At 74.6% G+C, this 19,432-nt stretch carries 20 protein-coding genes; 18 read left to right on the top strand and 2 right to left on the bottom strand.

What is annotated here, in order from left to right:
• The first annotated feature begins 254 nt into the window (after window positions 1-254).
• The 5 genes from G5C62_RS17110 (at window position 255) to G5C62_RS17090 (ending at window position 4,248) form a co-directional block, all read left to right on the top strand.
• On the top strand, window positions 255-1,283 hold the full coding sequence (locus G5C62_RS17110) for an Atu2307/SP_0267 family LLM class monooxygenase (protein WP_164701967.1): 1,029 nt from the start codon (window positions 255-257) through the stop codon (window positions 1,281-1,283).
• Window positions 1,284-1,528: 245 nt separating this feature from the next.
• Window positions 1,529-2,548, top strand: a complete 1,020-nt coding sequence (locus G5C62_RS17105; protein WP_164701965.1) for a YbhN family protein — start codon at window positions 1,529-1,531, stop codon at window positions 2,546-2,548.
• Window positions 2,549-2,615: 67 nt separating this feature from the next.
• On the top strand, window positions 2,616-3,290 hold the full coding sequence (locus G5C62_RS17100; RefSeq protein ID WP_164701963.1) for a class I SAM-dependent methyltransferase: 675 nt from the start codon (window positions 2,616-2,618) through the stop codon (window positions 3,288-3,290).
• The gene (locus tag G5C62_RS17095) at window positions 3,287-3,874 is read left to right on the top strand and encodes a hypothetical protein (RefSeq protein ID WP_164701962.1); all 588 of its coding nucleotides are present in this window, start codon (window positions 3,287-3,289) and stop codon (window positions 3,872-3,874) included. The genes G5C62_RS17100 and G5C62_RS17095 overlap by 4 nt, the downstream gene beginning before the upstream one ends.
• Complete coding sequence (locus tag G5C62_RS17090; RefSeq protein ID WP_164701960.1) at window positions 3,871-4,248, top strand: DUF4267 domain-containing protein; 378 nt, start codon at window positions 3,871-3,873, stop codon at window positions 4,246-4,248. Before G5C62_RS17095 ends, G5C62_RS17090 begins: the two co-directional genes overlap by 4 nt.
• Window positions 4,249-4,258: 10 nt before the next feature.
• On the opposite strand, the gene G5C62_RS17085 is transcribed toward G5C62_RS17090, so the two are convergent.
• Window positions 4,259-5,803, bottom strand: coding sequence for an ATP-dependent DNA ligase (locus tag G5C62_RS17085; RefSeq protein ID WP_164701959.1), 1,545 nt, complete (start codon window positions 5,801-5,803; stop codon window positions 4,259-4,261).
• Between the two features lie 69 nt (window positions 5,804-5,872).
• Between G5C62_RS17085 and G5C62_RS17080 the strand changes: the two genes are divergently transcribed.
• The 13 genes from G5C62_RS17080 (at window position 5,873) to ppk2 (ending at window position 19,297) form a co-directional block, all read left to right on the top strand.
• Window positions 5,873-6,337, top strand: coding sequence for a RidA family protein (locus G5C62_RS17080; RefSeq protein ID WP_164701957.1), 465 nt, complete (start codon window positions 5,873-5,875; stop codon window positions 6,335-6,337).
• A gap of 34 nt (window positions 6,338-6,371) precedes the next feature.
• On the top strand, window positions 6,372-7,139 hold the full coding sequence (locus tag G5C62_RS17075; protein ID WP_206330697.1) for a creatininase family protein: 768 nt from the start codon (window positions 6,372-6,374) through the stop codon (window positions 7,137-7,139).
• A gap of 17 nt (window positions 7,140-7,156) precedes the next feature.
• Window positions 7,157-7,597: a flavodoxin family protein gene (locus G5C62_RS17070; protein WP_164701955.1), complete on the top strand. Its 441-nt coding sequence runs from the start codon at window positions 7,157-7,159 to the stop codon at window positions 7,595-7,597.
• Window positions 7,598-7,685: 88 nt separating this feature from the next.
• Window positions 7,686-8,000 (top strand): GNAT family N-acetyltransferase, encoded by a 315-nt coding sequence (locus tag G5C62_RS17065; protein WP_036334517.1) that lies wholly within the window; start codon window positions 7,686-7,688, stop codon window positions 7,998-8,000.
• A gap of 68 nt (window positions 8,001-8,068) precedes the next feature.
• Complete coding sequence (locus G5C62_RS17060) at window positions 8,069-9,268, top strand: ROK family protein (RefSeq protein WP_164701953.1); 1,200 nt, start codon at window positions 8,069-8,071, stop codon at window positions 9,266-9,268.
• A 220-nt stretch (window positions 9,269-9,488) separates the two neighbouring features.
• Complete coding sequence (locus G5C62_RS17055) at window positions 9,489-11,042, top strand: sugar ABC transporter ATP-binding protein (RefSeq protein ID WP_241175956.1); 1,554 nt, start codon at window positions 9,489-9,491, stop codon at window positions 11,040-11,042.
• A complete protein-coding gene (locus G5C62_RS17050; RefSeq protein WP_164701952.1) occupies window positions 11,042-12,214 on the top strand; it encodes an ABC transporter permease in 1,173 nt (390 codons plus the stop codon). The genes G5C62_RS17055 and G5C62_RS17050 overlap by 1 nt, the downstream gene beginning before the upstream one ends.
• A gap of 122 nt (window positions 12,215-12,336) precedes the next feature.
• Entirely contained in the window at window positions 12,337-13,395 is a 1,059-nt protein-coding gene (locus tag G5C62_RS17045) for a substrate-binding domain-containing protein (protein ID WP_036334522.1), read from the top strand.
• 68 nt (window positions 13,396-13,463) lie between these two features.
• Window positions 13,464-14,639 carry a Gfo/Idh/MocA family protein gene (locus G5C62_RS17040; RefSeq protein WP_164701950.1) on the top strand — a complete coding sequence of 392 codons (1,176 nt, stop codon included), beginning with the start codon at window positions 13,464-13,466 and terminating at the stop codon, window positions 14,637-14,639.
• A gap of 92 nt (window positions 14,640-14,731) precedes the next feature.
• Window positions 14,732-15,739: a sugar phosphate isomerase/epimerase gene (locus tag G5C62_RS17035; RefSeq protein WP_164701949.1), complete on the top strand. Its 1,008-nt coding sequence runs from the start codon at window positions 14,732-14,734 to the stop codon at window positions 15,737-15,739.
• A 117-nt stretch (window positions 15,740-15,856) separates the two neighbouring features.
• Entirely contained in the window at window positions 15,857-16,681 is an 825-nt protein-coding gene (locus tag G5C62_RS17030; protein ID WP_164701947.1) for a class I SAM-dependent methyltransferase, read from the top strand.
• Window positions 16,682-16,728: 47 nt separating this feature from the next.
• A complete protein-coding gene (locus G5C62_RS17025; protein WP_164701945.1) occupies window positions 16,729-18,378 on the top strand; it encodes a LuxR C-terminal-related transcriptional regulator in 1,650 nt (549 codons plus the stop codon).
• A gap of 82 nt (window positions 18,379-18,460) precedes the next feature.
• Window positions 18,461-19,297 carry a polyphosphate kinase 2 gene (gene ppk2 / locus G5C62_RS17020; RefSeq protein WP_164701944.1) on the top strand — a complete coding sequence of 279 codons (837 nt, stop codon included), beginning with the start codon at window positions 18,461-18,463 and terminating at the stop codon, window positions 19,295-19,297.
• Between the two features lie 3 nt (window positions 19,298-19,300).
• On the opposite strand, the gene G5C62_RS17015 is transcribed toward ppk2, so the two are convergent.
• The coding region (locus G5C62_RS17015) for an integrase core domain-containing protein (protein ID WP_164701942.1) at window positions 19,301-19,432 on the bottom strand (132 nt) is incomplete at its 5' end.

Raw genomic sequence — 19,432 nt, 5'->3', positions numbered from 1 at the left:
CTCGGGCTGGCCGCCGTGCTGGCCGACGGCGGGGTCGCCGGGGCGGCGCTGCTGCTGGGAACCCCGGCCGAGGAGGGCGGCGGCGGCAAGGAGCTGATGGCCCGCGCCGGTGCCTTCGACGGGGTCGGTCATGTGCCGTGTCTACCCGGTCGGGTGGCGTCCCGGAGACCCGGCGGGAACGATCTCGGTCGGCAAGTGGTTGAGCGCTTGACGGATGCCGACCTGCGTCGTCCGCGAGCCCCCGGGAGGACCCCATGCACCTCGGCGTCGACAGCTTCGTCTCAGCGGTGACCGACCCGACCACGGAGCGCCTCGTCGGCCCCGAGGAGCGGATGGCGGACCTGCTCGAGGAGATCGAGCTCGCCGACCGCGTGGGGCTGTACTCCTTCGGGATCGGCGAGCACCACCGCAGCGAGTACTACGACTCGGCGCCGGCGGTCATCCTGGCGGCCGCTGCGGCGCGGACCTCCCGGATCCGGCTGGGCAGCGCGGTGACCGTGCTCAGCGCCGCCGACCCGGTGCGGGTCTTCCAGCAGTTCGCCACCCTCGACCTCATCGCCAAGGGCCGGATCGACCTGGTGGTCGGGCGCGGTTCGTTCACCGAGGCCTTCCCGCTGTTCGGCCTCTCGCTGGGCGACTACGACACGCTCTTCAGCGAGAAGCTCGACCTGCTGCTGCAGATCCGCGACTCCGAGCAGGTCACCTGGTCCGGCCGGCACCGCCCGGCGCTGACCGGCCAGGGCGTGTACCCGCGGCCGCTGCAGGACCCGCTGCCGATCTGGGTCGGCGTCGGCGGCAGCCCCGAGTCCTTCGCCCGGGCCGGCCTGCTGGGCCTGCCGCTCATGGTGGCGATCATCGGCGGCGAGCCCCGCCAGTTCGCGCCGCTCATCGACCTCTACCGCCGCGCCGGCGCCCAGGCCGGGCACGCGCCCGAGAAGCTCCAGGTGGGGCTGCACGTGTTCGGGTACGTCGCCGACAGCGACCAGGCCGCCGCGGACACCATCTACCCGGGGTGGCACGAGATGTTCGCCAAGATCTCCCGCGAGCGCGGCTTCTCCCAGCCGTCCCGGGCTCAGTTCGACGCCACCAGCGGGCCGAACGGGGCCTTCTTCATGGGCGCCCCGGACACCGTGGCCGAGAAGCTGGTGCGGATCTCCGGGCAGCTCGGCGGGGTCGACCGGATCTCCCTGCAGATGACCAATCCCCGGCTGGCGCACGCCGACCTGCTGCGCGGCATCGAACTGCTCGGCACCGAGGTCGCGCCGAAGGTCGCCGGGGCCTGACCCGTCCGACCCTGGAGGGGGCGGCCGGAACGGGTGTGCACCGGCCGGGACGGTGCGTGGGCTCCCGGTCCGGGTCCGGGTCCGGTCCGGTCGCGTGCGGCCGGGTTCCGACCCCTGATGTGTGGCCGATGTGCGTGGACGGGGAACATGTGTGGGTGACCGGGGGAGGAGTGCCGGGGACGCCACAGGCGCCAGGACCCGCCTCCGGTGCCTCACCGGCGGGTCTGCGGAGCAGTCGCCGGCGGGTGGTCGGCACCCTGCTCCGCGTCGTCCTGCTGGTCACGGTCGGTGCGATGGTCGTCGTCTTCCGGGGCCGGCTCGCCGAGTGGTGGGACGGCCTGGTGGGCGTCGCCTGGTCCTGGGTCGTGCTCGCGGCGCTGACCCAGTTGCTGTCCCTGCACTGCCTGGCGCTGCAGCAGCGCGTGCTCGTGCGCGCGGGCGGCGGCGACGTCCCGCTGCGCCACGCCTCGACCACCATCTACGCCGGCAACACCATCGCCTCCACGGTCCCGGTGGCCGGGGCCGCGGCGAGCGCGGCGTACACCTACCGCCGGCTGCACGCGCTGGGCAACAGCCCCGCCCTCGTGGGCTGGGCGCTCGCGGTCTCCGGGATCGCGGCCACGGCCACGCTCGCGGTGGTCCTGGCCGTCGGGTCCGCGGCCACCGGCTCGCTCTGGGGCTCGCTCGGTGCCTTCCTCGCCACGGCGGCCGGCGTCCTGCCGGTGGTGGGGCTGGTGTTGGTCCTCCGGCACGAGCGGTCGCGCACCGTGGTCGTCCGGCTGGCCACCGGCGTCGTCACGACGCTGGGCCGCTGGGTGCGCTCGCTGCGGGGCAGGCAGGTGGAGCGGCGGATCGAGGAGCTGCTGACCTCCCTGGGGGCCTTCCGGTTGTCCTTCGGTGCCGCGTCCGCCGCCGGCCTGCTCGCGCTGGCCAACTGGGTGCTGGACGTCGCCGCCCTGGCGCTGGCCCTGGTGGCCGTCGGCGCGCCCGTCCCGTGGCAGGGGCTGCTGCTCGCCTGGGGCGCCGGCGCGCTGGTCTCCTCGGCGCGGCTCACCCCGGGCGGCATCGGGGTCGTGGAGGCGGCGCTGGCCTCGGCGCTGGTCGCCGTCGGCCTCCCGGCGAGCCAGGCGGTGCCGGCCGTGCTCGTCTACCGGCTGGTCAGCCTCTGGCTGCTCGTCGGGATCGGGGCGTCGCTCCTCCTGGCCGACCCGGGCTCCACGGCGCGCGGGGGTCGCCGCCGGCACGCCGACACCCCCGCGAGCTGACCCGCGCGACCGCCCCGGGACGGCGCCGTCCCGTTTCGTGTGGTCCCCGGCGGGCACACCGGCTGGCGTGCGTGACCTCCCCGAAGACTCCCCGTCCGGCCCGGCCACCGCACGCAGCGGCCGGGCGCCCGGTGTCCCACCCACCTTCGTCGACGGCACCCGGCTGTGGGTCGACGCCCGCCTGCGCGCGCTGGTCCAGGCCCGCATCGAAGCCCGGCTGCTGCGCCGGCTCGGCGGCCCGGTGCTCGACGGCCGCGTGCTGGAGCTGGGCACCGGCCGGCGCGGCACCGGCCTGCGGTCGGCGCTGGACACCTTCGGCGCCGCGCACGCCGACGGGGTCGAGATCTTCCCCGCCAGCGTGGCGGACTGTCGCGCAGCGGTGCGCGACCTCGGTGACCGGGTGCAGGTCAGCCAGGGCGACGCGACCCGGCTGAGCGCGGACGACGCCACCTACGACGCGGTGTTCGGCTGGCACGTGCTGCACCACACCGAGGACTGGCGGGCCGTGGTCGCCGAGGCTGCGCGGGTGCTGCGCCCCGGCGGCCGGTTCTACTCCTGCGAGATGACCGCCCGCTTCATCGACAGCCGGGTGCTCCGCGCGGTCTCCGCCCACCCGGCCGACGGCGACCGCCCCACCCCCGCGACCCTGGCCGCCGCGTGCCGGGCCGCCGGGCTGACCGTCACCGCGCAGGAGACCCGGCTGGCCGGCTGCTGGACGGCGCTCGTCGCCACCCGGTCGTGACCGCGCCGGGAGACGGCTCCGGGCACTCCACGACCGGCACGCTCGCCACCGCCCTCCGGCTGCTCCGCCGACACGCCCCGGCCGCCTTCCTCGCCTCCGTCCTCGCCACCGCCGTCAACACCGTCCCCGACGTGCTGCGGCAGGGGCTGGTCTGGGACGACCCCCGCCTGTGGGCTGCCCTCGCTGTCGACGTCGTCGGCTTCCTGACCGCCCTGGTCGCCCAGCTGTGGGTGACCGGTGCGCTCGCCGGCCTGCTCGACCGCGGGCGGCTCACCCTGGCCGGTGCCCTGCGCCGGGGGACCGGACTGGCGGTCCGGGCCGTGCGGCGCGCGCCCGGGACCGTGCTGGCCGGAGTGGTCACCGGCGGGGCGGTGTCGGCGCTGCTGACCCTGCCGGCGTCCACCGCCGCACTGGGCGCCGACCGGGTGCTCGGGCCGCTGGACTCACCCGACGTCGGTGCCTTCGCCGTGGCCACCGTCAGCGACTTCGTGGCCAGCGCGGCCACGCTGCCCTACCTGGCGTTCGTGCTGGTGTCGGTGGCCACCGGTTTCCGAGCCGGCCGGCCGGGCACCAGCCGGGCATGACCGTGAACTGGGACGTGACCCGGAAGAGCATCGGCACGCTGTCGATCTGGCTGGGCACCGGCGCGCTGTTCGCCCCGCGGGCGATCACCCGGGCGCTCGGGGTCGACGAGCGTGCCACCGGCAACGACATCGCGCTGCCGCTGCTGGTGCGGCTGATCGCCGCCCGGAACATCGCGATGGGCGCGGCCCTGCTGGTCACCCCCGTGCCCCAGGCCCGGCGCACCACGGAGGTCACCCTGCTGCTCACCGCGCTGGACGGCGCGGCCGTGCTGGTCGGTCGGCGCGGCGGCGACGTGGCCGACCGGAGCGTGGGGCTGTCGATGACCGTCCTCGGGCTGGCCGCGGCCGGCGCCGCCCACTGGCACCGCCGCTGACCCGCCCCGGTCAGTCGGCCGCCGGACCGCCGGCGAGCAGGGCACGCACCGCGTCGATCGTGTCGGCCTCGGCCGGGGGCTTGTCGGGGCGGTAGCGCAGCACCCGGGCGAACCGCAGCGCCACGCCGCCGGGGTAGCGGGTGCTGCGCTGGGCGCCGTCCACGGCGATCTCGACCACGAGCTCGGGACGCAGCAGCACACCCCAGTCGGCGCGCTCAGCGGCGTGCTCGGGGAACGTCCGGGTCTGCCAGGCCAGCAGCTCGTCGGTCATCCCCTTGAACGTCTTGCCGACCATCACCGGCTCCCCGCCGTCGGGGTCGCGGGCGCCGAGATGGATGTTGGAGAGGGAACCCGCTCGTCGTCCGTAGCCCCACTCAGCACCGAGCACGACCAGGTCGAGGGTGTGCACCGGCTTGACCTTCTGCCACGCCTTGCCGCGGCGACCGGCGGCGTAGGGCGCGTCCAGCGCCTTGACCACCACGCCCTCGTGCCCGGCGGTCAGCGCGTCGTCGAGGACGCCGGCCGCCTCCTCCGGGGTGGGCCGGCGCACCCCGGGCATCCGCAGCGCCGCGTGCGCGTCGTCGGCCAGCAGCCCGGCCAGCGCGTCCAGCCGCACCGCCAGCGGCTCGTCGAGCAGGTCACGGCCGTCCAGGTGCAGGACGTCGAACAGGAACGGGCTCAGCAGGACGCCCGCGTCAGCCGACTCGCTGCCGAAGCGGCTCATGGTGTCCTGGAAGGCGCGCGGCCGGCCGTCGTCGTCCAGCGCGAGGGTCTCCCCGTCGAGCACGGCGGTGTCACACGGCAGCGCCCGGACCCGCTCGACCAGCTCCGGCACGCCGTCGGTCACCTCCCGCAGCGATCGGGTCCACACCCGGACGACGTCCCCGTCCCGGTGCACCTGGATCCGGGCGCCGTCGAGCTTGAACTCGACGGTGACGTCGCCACCGAGGTCGTCGAGCGCGGCGTCCAGCGACGACCCCGGGCTGGCCAGCATCGGCCGCACCGGGCGGCCCACCTCCAGCCGCACGCCCGCCAGCGCCGCGGCCCCGCCGGACAGCGCCAGCGCGGCGGTCTCCGGCAGCCGGCCGGAGAGCATGAAGGCCCGGCGGACGACGGGGGCCGGGACCTCGGCGGCGCCGGCGACGGCATCGAGCACGACGCCCTCCAGCGCACCCTGCCGGAGCTCGCCGGTGAGCAGCCGGACCAGGAACTGCTGCTCCTCCGGGGTGGCCGCGTCGAGCAGCCCACCCAGGACGGCGTCGCGCCGGGCCGCGGACCCGGTCCCGGTCGTCCCGTCCAGGTCGGTCAGCGCCGAGTCGACCGCCGCGACGGTCAGCGACGGCGCGGCCGCGGTGCCCCCGCCGAGCCGGGACAGGGTGCGCCAGCCGACGCCGAGCCGGCCCTGGCGGGGTTCGCCGGCCAGCCACGCGGTGACCGGCACGACCTCATCGGGACCGGCGGCCCGCAGCAGTGCGGCGATGGCCGCGGCCTTGGCCGTGCGGGACCGGGTGGCCGTGACCGCGGTGGACGCGGCGAGGACGTCGGCGAGCAGCACCCGGTCATGCTCCCAGTCCGGCGGGCCGGAGCACTCCCGTTCCGCGCTCGGGCAGGCCAGGATGCGCCCATGGACGTCGACGCACGGCTCCGCGAACTGGGCCTGGAGCTGCCCACCCCGATGGGACCGGGCGGCAACTACCTGCCGGTCATGGCCGCCGGGGACCTGCTGTTCCTCTCCGGGATGGGCCCGGTCCGACCCGACGGCACGCTGGTCACCGGGAAGGTCGGCGACGGCGGCCTGGACCTGGAGACCGCCCGGGAGGCCGCCCGGCTCACCGGGCTGCAGCTGCTCGCCGCGCTGCGCGCCGGGCTGGGCGACCTCGGCCGGGTGCGGCAGGTGGTCAAGCTCTTCGGGATGGTCAACTGCCGGCCCGGCTTCAACCGCACGCCCGCCGTGATCGACGGTTGCTCGGACCTCTTCGTCGACGTGCTCGGCGACGCCGGCCGGGGCGCCCGGTCGGCGGTCGGCATGGCCGAGCTGCCGTTCGACATCGCCGTGGAGATCGAAGCCGTCGTCCGCGTCGCCGCATGAGCCCGATCCCCGCCGAGCCCCCCCAGGAGACGACGTGCTGCTCGAGACGATGACCTACGAAGAGGTGCAGGCCGCGCTCGCGGACGGACGGTGCGACGTCATCGTGCCGTGCGGCGCGGTGGAACAGCACGGCCCGCACCTGCCGCTGGACGTGGACGCGGTGCACGCCGACCGGCTGGCGGTGGAGCTGGCCCAGCGGCTCGGGACGGCGCTGGTCGCCCCCACGATCCGGGTGGGCGTCTCGCCGCACCACATGGGCTTCGCCGGCACGATCAGCCTGCGCCCGGAGACCTTCGAGGCGGTCTACACCGACTACTGCCAGAGCCTGGCCGCGCACGGCTTCCGGTCCATCCTCTGTTTCTCCGCCCACGGCGGGAACTTCGCCCCGCTGGCGGAGATGGCGGAGCGGCTGGACGCCGCCGTGGGGCCGGACTGCCGGGTGGTCGTCTACTCCGACCTGCTCGGCCTGGTCGACCTCTGGCGGTCCGCCGTCGCCGACGCCGGTGGGGACCCCGAGGGGGTCGGCGGGCACGCCGACATCGCGGAGTCCTCCGTCTACGCCGTCCTCCGGCCCGGACAGGTGCGCACCGAGCGGCTGGTCCGCGGGTACACCGGGCCGGTCGACGACGCCCTGCTCCAGCGGTTGTTCACCGGCGGCATCGGGGCGATCTCCGACACCGGGGTCATGGGCGACGCGCACGGGCTCTCCACCGCCATCGGCGAGCTGTGCCTGGAGCGGGTCGCCGATGCGCTCGCGGCGCACTTCACCCAGCGGCTGGAGGCGGTGCGGACGGGGTCCTGAGCGGAGAGGATGCCGGGATGCCGCGCCTGCTGGTCGTCCACCACACGCCCTCGCCGGCCCTGCAGGCCGTGCTGACCGCCGTCCGCGAGGGCGTCGCGCTGGTCGAGGACGTCGAGCTGACCGTGCGGCCGGCCCTGTCGGCGGGGGCGGCGGACGTGCTCGCCGCCGACGGCGTCCTGCTCGGGACGCCGGCCAACATCGGCTACATGTCCGGTGCGCTCAAGCACTTCTTCGACACGGTCTTCTACCCGTGCCTGGACGCCACGCCCGGGTTCCCGTACGGGGTCTACGTGCACGGCAACGACGACACGGCCGGCGCACTGGCCAGCGTCCAGCGGATCACCGGGGCCCTGGGCTGGCGGCAGGTCGCGACGCCGCTGAGCCTCACCGGCGCGCCCGGTCCGGCGGACCTCGAGGCGTGCCGGGAGCTGGCGGCGACGGTCGCGGTCAGCCTGTGACCGGCCACCGACCTCGACCCGATGGGACGGCGGGAGCGGTGCCGGGTCCAGGGTGAGCCGGCGGCGAGGCCCGGGAGGAGGAGCGACCATGCAGGTGGAGATGACCGACGCGACCGAGCAGCACCGCTACGAAGGGCGCGTCGACGGCGAGCTGGCCGCGGTCGCGGAGTACCTGAAGACGGCGGAACTCGTCGTCTTTTCGCACACCGAGGTGTTCCCCGGGCACGAGGGCCGGGGAATCGCCTCCGACCTGGTGCGCCAGGCGCTGGAGGACGTCCGTCGCCAGCAGCTGCAGGTGTTGCCGCTGTGCCCCTTCGTCGGGGCGTGGATCGCCCGACACCGGGCCGACTACGGCGACCTGGTCTACCGCTCGCGTACGACGGCCACGCCCGGCCGGGACTGAGCCCTCGGGCGGACGGTGCGTCGTCGCGGTGTGCGCCGGGTCGCCGCGACGCGTGCCACCATGACGGCGTGGCTTCCACCTCCGCCTCGGCCAGCGCGCTGCTGCACCACGTGCGCACCGGCCGCGCGCGCAGCCGCGCCGAGCTGGTCGCGCTGACCGGCTCGTCCCGGAACACGGTGAGCGCCAGGGTCGACCAGCTGATCGCGGCGAACCTGCTCGAGGAGGGCGGTCGCGGCTGGAGCACCGGTGGGCGGCCACCGACGCTGCTGCGCTTCAACAGCCAGGCCGGGTGCGTGCTCGCCGTCGACCTGGGCGTGACCAGCGTCGACGTTGCGGTCACCGACCTCTCCGCGGAGATCCTGGCCACGGTGGGCCACCCGATCGACATCGCCGAGGGGCCCGGCCCGGTGCTGGCGGAGGTCGACCGGCTGGCCCAGGGGGTGCTGGCCGAGGCGGGCCTGACACCGGCCGACGTGTGCGCCGTCGGGGTCGGCGTCCCCGGTCCGGTGGAGTTCTCGACCGGCCGGCCGGTGCACCCGCCGATCATGCCGGGCTGGCACGACCACCCGATTCCCAGCGCCTTCGGCCGGTACGACTGCCCGGTCTTCGCCGACAACGACGTGAACGTCATGGCCCTGGGCGAGATGGGCATCGCCGGGTCGACCGAGGACGTGCTGGTGATCAAGGTCGGCACCGGCATCGGGTGCGGCATCGTCGTCGACGGGCAGGTGTACCGCGGCGCGCAGGGCAGCGCCGGCGACATCGGGCACATCTCCGTCCCGCCGCCGCACGGGGAGCCCGTGCTCTGCCGGTGCGGCAACGAGAACTGCCTCGAGGCGATCGCCGGTGGCGGGGCCCTGCTCCGCGACGCGCTGGCGGCCGGCCTGCCGGTGACGACGACGCGCGAGCTGGTGCAGCTGGCCGCCCACGGTGACGGGCCGGCCCTGGAGCTGGTCCGCAACGCCGGCCGGACGATCGGCACCGTGCTGGCCAGCCTGGTCAACTTCTTCAACCCGCACCGGATCGTGATGACCGGTGGGGTGGCACAAGCCGGGCCGCCGCTGCTGGCCGGCATCCGGGAGGCCGTCTACGGCCGCTCGCTGCCGCTGGCCGCACGGGCACTGGACATCTCGGTGAGCGCGGCGCCGGACCTGTCCGGGCGGCTCGGTGCCGCGCTGATGGCGATCGAGGGCTTCCTGGACGAGGACTCCGCCTACCAGGTGGCACGCGCCGACGCCGGCTCCATCGAGGCCCCGACCGCCCGCTGACCTCGGGGTCCGCCCCCTCGGGCAGTCCGTTCCCAGGCCGACGTGCCGGGGCTCGGGGCTGCCCTGCTGTCGTTGCGGTTCGGTAACGCCGCTGTGGTCTCTTGACCCCCGTGTGACGCCGGACATAGTGTCCCGCCTGACGTACTTCTGTTCAGTGCTGAGCATAAGTCTGGAGTGGTGGCATGACCGGCGTCCTGTTCGCCCGGCACGGGGTCCCTGCGTGAGCGCTCCGTCGGCGACGCCGCTGCTGGAGATGCACGGCATCGTCAAGCAGTTCCCCGGCGTCCGCGCCCTCGACGGCGTCGACTTCGACGTCCGGGCCGGTGAGGTGCACTGCCTGCTCGGCCAGAACGGCGCGGGCAAGTCCACCCTGATCAAGGTGCTCGCCGGCGCGCACCAGCCCGACGAGGGCCGGATCACCTGGGACGGCGCCCCGGTCACCCTGGGCGATCCGCAGGCGGCCATGTCGCTGGGCATCGCCACCATCTACCAGGAGCTCGACCTGGTGGCCGGGCTGTCCGTCGCCGACAACGTGTTCCTGGGCCGAGAGCGGTCCCGCCTGGGGATCACCCGACCCGCCCAGGCCAACCGGGCCGCCGGGGAGCTGCTGGCCCGGCTGGGACACCCGGAGATCCGGCCCACCGCCGAGGTCGGCTCGCTGTCGGCAGCCGCGCAGCAGATGGTCAGCATGGCCCGGGCGCTGTCCCAGGACGCGCGGCTGATCGTGATGGACGAGCCGTCGGCCGTGCTGGACAGCGAGGAGGTCGAGCACCTCTTCCAGGTCATCCGCGACCTCACCGCCGACGGGGTCGCCGTCGTCTACATCTCCCACCGGCTGGAGGAGATCCGCGAGGTCGGCGACCGGATCACCGTGCTCAAGGACGGCCGGACGGTGGCCACCGGGCTGCCGGCGGCCGACACCTCGACCCGGGAGGTCATCACGCTGATGACCGGCCGGACGATCGAGTACGTCTTCCCCACCCGCCGCGAGTTCCCCGGCCAGACCGCCGAACCGGTGCTGCAGGTGCAGGACCTCTCCCTGGCCGGCACGTTCAGCGACGTCTCCTTCGCCGTCCGACCGGGGGAGGTGCTCGGCCTGGCCGGGCTCGTCGGCTCGGGCCGGTCGGAGATCCTCGAGACGGTGTACGGCGCCCGGCGGGCCACCACCGGCACGGTGCAGATCGCCGGACGCCGGCTGCGGCCCGGCAACGTGGCCGCCGCCGTGGACGCGGGGGTCGGGTTGGCGCCGGAGGAGCGCAAGAGCCAGGGCCTGCTGCTGACCGAGCCGATCTACCGCAACATCACGCTGTCCAGCCTGGCCCGGTTCGCCCGCGGTGGCCTGCTGTCCGGGGGAGCGGAGAAACAGGCCGCCCGGGACCAGGCCGAGGCGCTCGACCTGCGGCCGGTCGACGTCGACCGCGAGGTGCGCACGCTGTCCGGCGGCAACCAGCAGAAGGTCGTGCTGGCCCGCTGGCTGCTCCGCGACTGCAAGGTGCTCCTGCTCGACGAGCCCACCCGGGGCGTCGACGTCGGGGCGCGCTCGGAGATCTACGCACTGATCCGGGAGCTGGCCGACCGCGGCGTGGCCGTGGTCGTCGTCTCCAGCGAGATCCCGGAGGTGCTCGGCCTGGCCGACCAGGTGCTGGTGATCGCCGACGGCGCCATCGTCGCCCGCGGTCCGGCCGACGAGCTCGACGAGCACCGCGTGCTCGACCTGGTCATGGAAGGAGCGGCCCCGACCCCGGGCGCCGCACGCGAAGGGGACGTGGCGTGATGAGCGAGACCACCACTGCGACTCCGCCGGCGGGCAGCGCCGCCGGCGCCTCCGACGGCGGGGGCAAGGGGCCGGGCCTGCTGGCCGGCCCGCTGGGCCGGAACCTCGGGCTGGTCGTGGCCCTGCTGGTGCTCTGTGTCGTCGGCGCCATCACCGCGCCCGGACGCTTCGTCGACGTGGACAACGTCCTGACGATCCTGCGGCTGGCCGCCGTCGTCGGCGTGGTCAGCGTCGGGATGACCTTCGTGATCATCGGTGGCGGGATCGACCTGTCGGTGGGCGCGCTGGTCGCGCTCTCCTCGGTCTGGGCGACCACGCTGGCCACCCAGGCGATGGCGGCGGACTTCCACTGGATCGTCATGGTGTTCACCGCGATCGCGGTCGGCGCCGGGGCGGGGTTGATCAACGGCGTCGTCATCGCCTACGGGAAACTGGTCGCCTTCATCGCCACCCTGGCGATGCTCGCGGCCGCCCGGGGCCTGGCGGAGATCATCGCCAACCGGCGGACCCAGATCGTCCAGGACCGCGGCTTCATCGACTTCTTCGGCGGCGACGTCCTCGGCATCCCGACCCTGGTGATCATCTTCGCGCTGGTCGCCGCGGCCGGCTGGGTGCTGCTCAACCGCACCACGTTCGGGCGCCGCACCTTCGCCGTCGGCGGGAACGCCGAGGCCGCCCGGCTGGCCGGCATCCGGGTGCAGCGGCACACCGTGTGGCTCTACGTGCTGTCCGGGGTCACCTGCGGCATCGCCGCGGTGATGCTGATGGCCCGGACGACGACCGGCAGTTCCACCCACGGCACCCTGCTGGAGCTGGACGCGATCGCCGCCGTCGTCATCGGCGGGACCCTGCTGGTCGGGGGGCGCGGCACCATCGTCGGCACCGTGCTGGGCGTGCTGATCTTCACCACGCTGGGCAACGTCTTCACGCTGAACAACCTGTCCAGCTCGGCACAGGCCGTCGCCCGCGGCGTGATCATCGTGCTCGCCGTCCTGCTCCAGCAGCGGCTGGCCCTCGGCGGCGCCCGGCCGCGGAAGAAGGCCCGCGGCGGCGGCTCCGGCGGCGCCGCTGCCCCCGGCAACCCGACCGGTGCCCAGCCCGGCGGGTCGGCCGCCGACGGCGGGCCGGCCGGTGCCCGCCCCGGCGACTCCGGCGGTCGCCCCCCGCACTGAGCCCGCTGCGGCGGGATCAGCACCGTCGGCCGGCCCGCCCGGCCTCCGGCGCACCACCCGAACCACCCCGAACCCCCGACTCCTGGCTGCGCGGCCAGGGCGGCGATCTGCGAGGAGAGAACATGTCTGCAACGAGGCAGCGTCCGTACGGTCGCCTGCTGACCACCGCCGTCTGCATGGTGGGGGCCGGTGCCCTGGTGGCCGGCTGTACCAGCAACACCCCGGAGAGCTCCGGCTCCGACGAAGGCGGCGGCGACGTCGTCGCCAGCTCCAACGACGAGACCGGCGAGACGGTCCGGATCGGGTTCTCCGCGCCGGCCGCCGACCACGGTTGGATGGCCGGCATCAGCAACGCCGCCCAGGCCGAGGCCGAGCGGTACGAGGACGTCGACCTGGTCATCGCCGAGGGCACCAACGACCCCAGCACCCAGATCTCCCAGGTCGAGACCTTCATCAACGAGGGCGTCGACGCGATCGTGCTGCTGCCCTTCGACGGCGCCGCGCTCACCCCGGTGGCGCTGCGGGCGATGGAGGCCGGCATCCCGGTGATCAACGTCGACCGGGAGTTCTCCAGCCCGTTCGCCGCCCGCGCCACCATCCTGGGCGACAACTACGGCATGGGCGTCTCCGCCGGCACGTACATCTGCTCCCGGCTGGGCGACCAGCCCGACGCCGTCGTCGCCGAGATCGCCGGCATCGACTCGCTCCCGCTGACCCAGGAGCGCAGCCAGGGCTTCGCCGACGCACTGGCCGACTGTGGCCTGGACGTCGACAACCGGGTGGCCGCGGAGTTCACCGTCGAGTCCGGTGAGGAGGCGGCGGCCAACCTGCTGCAGGCCGCACCACAGATCGACGCGCTGTGGAACCACGACGACGACCAGGGCGTCGGCGTGCTCGCCGCGATCAACAACGCCGGCCGCGACGAGTTCTTCATGGTCGGCGGGGCCGGCTCGGCCAACGCCATGCGGGACATCCAGTCCGGCGAGTCGGTGCTCGAGGCGACCGTCATCTACCCGGCGACCCAGGCCGCCGACGGCATCGCCCTGGCCCGCCTGATCGCCCAGGGCAAGAGCATGTCCGACCTGGTGTCCCAGGAGGTGCCGCGGGAGATCGTGCTGAACGCGCCGGTGGTCACTGCTGAGAACGTCGACCAGTACATCGACGACGCGTTCGAGTCCTGACCGGCTGACCGGTGCCGCCGGTGACCCTCCGGTCACCGGCGGCACCGGTCCCACCCATGGAGCCTGCGATGACCCTCCCTGCCCGGCCGGCGCTGCGCGTCGGACTGATCGGCCACGCCTTCATGGGCGCGGCGCACTCCCACGCCTGGCGCACCGCGCCGCGCTTCTTCGACCTACCCCTGACCCCGGAGCTGACCGTGCTGGCCGGCCGGGACCCCGCGGGGGTCGCCGCCGCGGCCGGCCGGCTCGGCTGGGCCGACACCGAGACCGACTGGCGCCGGGTGCTGGAGCGGCCCGACGTCGACCTGGTCGACATCTGCACCCCCGGCCACACCCACGCCGAGATGGCGATCGCCGCGCTGGCTGCCGGCAAGCACGTGCTGTGCGAGAAGCCGATGGCCAACTCCGTGGCCGAGGCCGAGGCGATGGCCGAGGCCGCCGACCGGGCCGCCCGGTCCGGGGTGCGGGCGATGGTCGGCTTCACCTACCGGCGGGTGCCGGCGGTCACCTTGGCCCGGCAGCTGGTCGCCGAGGGCCGGCTCGGGCAGATCCGGCACGTGCGGGCCCAGTACCTGCAGGACTGGATCGCCGACCCCGCGGCGCCGATGTCCTGGCGGCTGGAGAAGGACAAGGCCGGGTCCGGCGCGCTGGGCGACATCGGCGCGCACATCGTCGACCTCACCCAGTTCATCACCGGGCAGACGCTCACCGGCGTCAGCGCGCTGCTGGAGACGTTCGTGAACAAGCGGCCGCTGCCGGCCAGCAGCGGGAAGCTCGGCGGGGTCGGCGGCGAGGGGATGGGGGAGGTCACCGTCGACGACGCCGCCGTCTTCCTGGGCCGGTTCACCGGGGGAGCGCTCGGCACCTTCGAGGCCACCCGCTTCGCCCTCGGCCGGAAGAACGCCATCCGGATCGAGGTGAACGGCTCGGCCGGCAGCCTGGCCTTCGACTTCGAGGACATGAACGTCCTGCACTTCTTCGACGGCGGCGAACCGGCCACGACGGCCGGCTTCCGGCGGATCGTGGTCACCGAGCCCGAGCACCCCTACGTCGGGGCCTGGTGGCCGGCCGGGCACGGGCTGGGCTACGAGCACGGCTTCACCCACCAGGTCGTCGACCTGGTCACCGCGCTGGCCGCCGGCGAGCAGCCCACACCGTCGTTCGCCGACGGCCTGCAGGTGCAGCGGGTGCTGGCCGCCGTGGAGCGCAGCGCCGCCGACAACTCCGCCTTCACCGAGATCTGAGGCCGAAGGACCTCGTCCTCCCCGCCACTCGCAAGCTCGCGGCGGTGCCCTGGACGAGGCCGCAGAAACGATCGAACGAGAGGACTCTCCTGATGCCCCGCCCCGTCACCCTGTTCACCGGCCAGTGGGCCGACCTGCCGTTCGAGGAGGTGTGCCGGCTGGCCTCCGGGTGGGGCTACGACGGCCTGGAGATCGCCTGCTGGGGCGACCACCTCGACGTCGTCCGGGCCGCCGAGGACCCGGCTTACGTCAAGGAGCGGCTGGACCTGCTCGACCGGCACGGCCTGTCGGTGTTCGCCATCTCCAACCACCTCAACGGCCAGGCGGTCTGCGACGACCCGATCGACGAGCGGCACCGCGGCATGGTGAACGCCCGGGTGTGGGGGGACGGCGACCCGGAAGGGGTCCGGCAGCGGGCCGCGGAGGAGATGAAGGCGACCGCGGGGGCCGCCCGGGCGCTGGGCGTCGACGTCGTCGTCGGGTTCACCGGGTCGAAGATCTGGAAGACCGTGGCGATGTTCCCGCCGGTGCCCGAGTCGATGATCGACGAGGGCTACGCCGACTTCGCCGCCCGCTGGAACCCGATCCTCGACGTGTTCGACGAGGTCGGCGTGAAGTTCGCGCACGAGGTGCACCCGTCGGAGATCGCCTACGACTACTGGACGACGGTGCGCACCCTGGAGGCGATCGGCCACCGCGAGGCGTTCGGGCTCAACTGGGACCCCAGCCACTTCGTCTGGCAGGACCTGGACCCGGTCGGCTTCCTCTGGGACTTCAAGGACCGGATCTACCACGTCGACTGCAAGGACGCGAAGCGCCAGGTCGGCAACGGCCGCAACGGCCGGATGGGGTCGCACCTGCCCTGGGCCGACCCGCGGCGCGGCTGGGACTTCGTCTCCACCGGGCACGGCGACGTCCCATGGGAGGCCTGCTTCCGGATGCTCAACACCATCGGCTACGCCGGCCCCATCTCCGTGGAGTGGGAGGACGCCGGGATGGACCGGCTGGTCGGGGCGCCCGAGGCGCTGGAGTTCGTCCGCCGGCTGGCGTTCGACCCGCCGTCCGCGGCCTTCGACGCGGCCTTCTCCAGCGGGAACTGAGGACGGCACCCCACCGGTGCCCGCGCACGGGGGCGGGCACCGGATGGGGCGTTCGCCCGATGTGCCGGCCCGTCCTCGGCGAGCACCCTCGGCTGCACCACACCGAGGGAGGACCCGATGACCGCCACCGTCAGCGACACCGAGCTCAAGGCACGCCACCGCGCCATGTGGGCCACCGGGGACTACCCCCGGATGGTCGACACCTTCCTGACCCCGCTCGGGCCCCGGCTGGTCGACGCCTGTCAGCTGACCGCCGGGGAGCGGGTGCTCGACGTCGCCGCCGGCACCGGCAACGCGTCCCTGCCCGCGGCCGCCCGCGGGGCCCGGGTCACCGCCAGCGACCTCACCCCCGAGCTGCTCGCCGACGGCCGCCGGCGGGCCGAGGCCGCCGGGCTGCACCTGGAGTGGACGGAGGCCGACGCCGAGCACCTGCCCTTCGACGACGCCTCCTACGACGTCGTGATGTCCGCGATCGGCGTCATGTTCGCCCCGCACCACCAGGAGTCGGCCGACGAGCTGGTCCGCGTCTGCCGGCCCGGCGGCCGCATCGGCCTGCTCTGCTGGACGCCCGACGGCATGCTCGGCGCGCTCTTCGCCACCATGAAGCCGTTCATGCCACCCCCGCCGCCCGGCGCTCAGCCCCCGCCGCTGTGGGGGAGCGAGGAGCACCTTCGGGGGTTGTTCGGCGGCCGGGTCGAGTGGACGACGCTGGACCGGGACATGCTCGAGGTCACCGCGTTCCCAGAGGCGCACGGGTACGGCCGGCACTTCACCAGCTGCTACGGCCCGACGATCGCGGCGCGGGCCAACGCGGCCAGGAACGGGCTGGAGCAGGAGTTCGACGCCGCGCTGGACGCCTTCTGCGAGGAGTGGGACCGCGGCGCACCGGGCGCGGCCCGCTACGAGATGCAGTACCTGCTCGCCGTGGGCACCCGGCGCTGAGCACGCAGAGGGTCCTCACCGGGCCCCGTGCGTGGGACGCTCGTCGGGTGCCGGGGTCCGGCGGGGCTGCGCTGCTGGGGGCAGGCAGGCAGGCGCTGGAACGGGCGGACTGGGAGTCCGCCCGCTCCGCGTTCGCCGCTGCCCTCGGCGCGGGTGGTGCGGCCGGCGCCCGCGACGGGCTGGCCGAGGCCCAGTGGTTCCTCGGCCGGGTTCCCGAGGCGATCGCCTTGCGCGAGCAGGTGTTCGAGGAGCACGTGCGTGCCGGGCGCTGTGCCGAGGCCGCCCGGAGTGCGGTGTGGGTCGCCCACCAGCACCTGCTGAGCGGCCGCGGCTCCGCGGCCCGCGGCTGGCTGGCCCGGTCCGAGCGGGTCATGGCCGGTCAGCCGCTCTGCGCCGGGCACGGCTGGGTGGCGGTCGAGGCCGCCCGGCAGGCGGCGACGGTGGCCGAGCAGGCCACTGCTGCGGCGCACGCCCTCGAGGTCGCCCGGGCGATCGGGGACGGCGACCTGGAGGTGCTCGCGATCAGCCTGCTCGGGTGCGCCGAGGTGCGGGCCGGGCGCTGGGGGCCCGGGCTGCGACTGCTCGAGGAGGCCATGGCGGCCGCGACGGCCGGCCGGGTGACCGACCTGCACACGCTGGGTGAGGCCTACTGCAACCTGGTGCTCGGCTGCTCCTGCGCCGGGGAGTGGACCCAGGCCGCCGAGTGGTGCGAGCACGTGGAGTCCTTCGCCCGTGGCTCGGCGATCAAGCCGCTGTTCGGTGCCTGTCGCACGGTGCACGCCGACCTGCTGATCGCCGGCGGCCGGTGGGCCGACGGGGAGGCGGCCCTGCAGGAGGCGCTGGCCGTGGACGCCGAGCAGCTGCCGGAGGTGAGCGCCCCGACGGTCGCCTTGCTGGCCGAGCTGCGGGTCCAGCAGGGGCGGCTGCGCGAGGCCGCGCAGCTCCTCGCCGGCCGGGAGGAGCACCCGGCGGTGCTGCGCGCGCTGGCGCTGCTGCGGCTGGCCGACGGGCACCCGCGGCAGGCGGCCGTCCTGCTGGAGCGCGGCCTGCGGGCGACTCCGGACGACGCGGTCGCAGCCGGCGCCCTGCTCTCCCCGCTGGTGCACGCCCGGCTCGCCCTCGGCGACGTGCCGGGTGCCCGGACAGCGGCCGACGAGCTCGCGACGCTGGGTGCGGCGACCGGCATCCGGCTGCTGGCGGCCCGGGCCGCGCTGGCCGCAGCCGCCGTCGAGCTCGCCGCCGGGCGGGCCGGGGAGGCGGCGGGCCCGGCCCGTCGCGCACTCCGCGGCTTCAGCGAGCTGCTCATGCCCTTCGACGCGGCGCTCTCGCGGCTGGTGCTGGCCCGGGCCGTGGCCCAGGACGACCGGGGGACCGCGGCTGACGAAGCCGGTGCCGCCCTGGCCGCACTCCAGGGCCTGGGCGCCACGCCGGCGGTGGGCGCGGCCACGGCGCTGCTCCGCGAGCTCCGGGAGCCCGCGCGTCGCCCGGTCCGAGGCTCGGGGGAGCTGTCCGCCCGGGAGGAGGAGGTGCTGGCCCTGATCGCCCGAGGGTTGTCGAACGCCGCCATCGGCCGGGCCCTGGTCATCAGCGAGAAGACCGCCGGGCACCACGTCAGCCACATCCTGACCAAGCTGGGGGCGCGCAACCGGGCCGAGGCAGCTGCCCAGGCCGTCCGCCGCGGCACGCCGGACGGCTGAGCTGGGCTCGCGCCTGGCCACGTCCGCCGCGGCCGGGTGCACGCCGCTTGCCGCCGGCCGGTCGGCGCGTGATGCTCGTCACATGGTCAGCGCACCGGGTCCGACGTCGTCGGTCGAGGAGACGCCGGAGTCCACCGGCAAGGTCGACTCCAAGTTCTACGGCAAGGAGTTGTCCCAGCTGCAGACGGAGCTGGTGAAGCAGCAGGAGCACATCCGCGCGCGGGGCTTGCGGGTCGTCGTCCTTTTCGAGGGCCGCGACGCCGCCGGCAAGGGCGGCGCGATCCAGCGGATCACCGAGAGCCTCAACCCGCGGCACGCGCACGTCGTCGCGCTCCCGGCCCCGACCGAGCGGGAGAAGGGGCAGTGGTACTTCCAGCGGTACGTGGCGCACCTGCCCGGCCCGGGGGAGATGGTGCTGTTCGACCGGTCCTGGTACAACCGCGCCGGCGTCGAGCGGGTCATGGGCTTCTGCACCGACGAGGAGTACGAGGAGTTCCTGCGCTCGTGCCCGGAGTTCGAGCGGATGCTGGTGCGCAGCGGGATCACGGTCGTGAAGTACTGGTTCTCCGTCAGCGACACCGAGCAGGAGAAACGCTTCCAGAAGCGGCTGAAGGACCCGACCAAGCGCTGGAAGCTGAGCCCGATGGACCTCGAGGCGCGCAACCGCTGGGTCGACTTCTCCCGGGCCAAGGACGCGATGTTCGCCGCCACCGACATCCCCGAGGCGCCCTGGTGGGTGGTCGAGGCCGAGGTGAAGAAGCGGGCCAGGCTCAACGTGATGGCCCACCTGCTGACCCAGGTGCCCTACGAGGACCTCACCCCGCCCGCGCCGGAGCTGCCGCCCCGGCCACCGGTGGAGGAGGACTATCTCCGGCCGCCCAAGGAGAGCCAGCACATCGTGCCGGACATCGTCCCCTGAGCCCTAGTTGTACTGCCCGGAGACGTTGGTGCAGCGGGTGATCGGTGGGAGGTTGCCCAGGGCGGTGTGGGGCCGGTGGTGGTTGTAGTGGTGCAGCCAGCCTGACAGGGCTGCGCGGCGGGCCTTCTCGGAGGT

This window comes from Modestobacter sp. KNN46-3 (assembly GCF_011039295.1).
This window is presented reverse-complemented; position numbering and strand designations above follow the sequence as displayed.

Coding starts and splice junctions, on each gene's coding strand:
- G5C62_RS17110 (WP_164701967.1), top strand. CDS start 255: ATGCACCTCGGCGTCGACAGCTTCGTCTCAGCGGTGACCGACCCGACC.
- G5C62_RS17090 (WP_164701960.1), top strand. CDS start 3,871: ATGACCGTGAACTGGGACGTGACCCGGAAGAGCATCGGCACGCTGTCG.
- G5C62_RS17080 (WP_164701957.1), top strand. CDS start 5,873: ATGGACGTCGACGCACGGCTCCGCGAACTGGGCCTGGAGCTGCCCACC.
- G5C62_RS17070 (WP_164701955.1), top strand. CDS start 7,157: ATGCCGCGCCTGCTGGTCGTCCACCACACGCCCTCGCCGGCCCTGCAG.
- G5C62_RS17065 (WP_036334517.1), top strand. CDS start 7,686: ATGCAGGTGGAGATGACCGACGCGACCGAGCAGCACCGCTACGAAGGG.
- G5C62_RS17050 (WP_164701952.1), top strand. CDS start 11,042: ATGAGCGAGACCACCACTGCGACTCCGCCGGCGGGCAGCGCCGCCGGC.
- G5C62_RS17045 (WP_036334522.1), top strand. CDS start 12,337: ATGTCTGCAACGAGGCAGCGTCCGTACGGTCGCCTGCTGACCACCGCC.
- G5C62_RS17040 (WP_164701950.1), top strand. CDS start 13,464: ATGACCCTCCCTGCCCGGCCGGCGCTGCGCGTCGGACTGATCGGCCAC.
- G5C62_RS17035 (WP_164701949.1), top strand. CDS start 14,732: ATGCCCCGCCCCGTCACCCTGTTCACCGGCCAGTGGGCCGACCTGCCG.
- G5C62_RS17030 (WP_164701947.1), top strand. CDS start 15,857: ATGACCGCCACCGTCAGCGACACCGAGCTCAAGGCACGCCACCGCGCC.
- ppk2 (WP_164701944.1), top strand. CDS start 18,461: ATGGTCAGCGCACCGGGTCCGACGTCGTCGGTCGAGGAGACGCCGGAG.